This window comes from Aminobacter sp. P4_D5, from assembly GCF_056401815.1.
Genome location: NZ_JBFUIP010000525.1, coordinates 1 through 854 on the forward strand (window position 1 = coordinate 1; position 854 = coordinate 854).

1 protein-coding gene is annotated in these 854 nt (G+C 69.1%); it reads left to right on the forward strand.

Translation table 11 applies throughout. The features are described from left to right. The coding region (locus tag AC1DWF_RS33260; RefSeq protein WP_476842766.1) for a TonB-dependent receptor domain-containing protein at positions 1-854 on the forward strand (854 nt) is incomplete at both ends.

The window sequence follows — 854 nt, forward strand, 5'->3', positions numbered from 1 at the left end:
GGCCAGCGCCGCCGCCCTCGCGGGCAACCAGGCGCGCGACGTCTGGGCGGAGCGKATCGCCAACCGCACGACCTGGCGCACGGAATACGGCCAGTTCGACCTGGATGTGTGGGCGCTGCACAAGCGGCTCTTCCATCCGATCTTCCAGGTCATCGATCAGGATGGGTGGAACTGGGGCGTGGCGCCCCGCTTCACCACGGAGTTCACCGTCGGAGGTCTGCGCAACCAGCTCATCCTCGGCGGCCGCTTCTACGCGGGAAGCAACGACGCGTTGCAGTACACGAACGTCGCAGGCAGCCGGGGCGTGCTGACCCTGCGCGCCCGCCAGGAGGCGCAGAACTACGAGGCCTATTTGGAGAACCGGCTCTGGATGCTGCCCGAACTGGCGCTGGTGGCCGGCGCCAAGGCGCTGCGGAACGAACGGGATTACCGGGATTTCGGCGGCGGCCTTGCCTCCTCGCGCGGCAATGTCGCTTTGGGTCAGACCTATGAGGGCGTGAACCCGCGGCTGGGGCTGCTGTGGCAGGCCACGCCGACGGTCCAGGCCTTCGCCAACATCACGCGGAGCATGGATGTCCCGGACTTCTCCGACCTGACGCAGGCGCAGGCGAACGGGGTCACCGGCTTCGTGCCGCTCCAGGCGCAGCGGGCCTGGACGACCGAGGTCGGCACGCGCGGCAGCGCCGGCCGCTTCGGCTGGGACCTGACCCTGTTCAACAGCGTGCTGAATGGCCAGCTGCTGCAATACACCACCAACCCCTCGGTGCCGGCCGCCACCTTCAACGCCGGCACCACGGTGAATCGCGGCGTGGAGTTCGCGGGGCGCGTCGACCTCGCGCAGAACGCCCTGATGC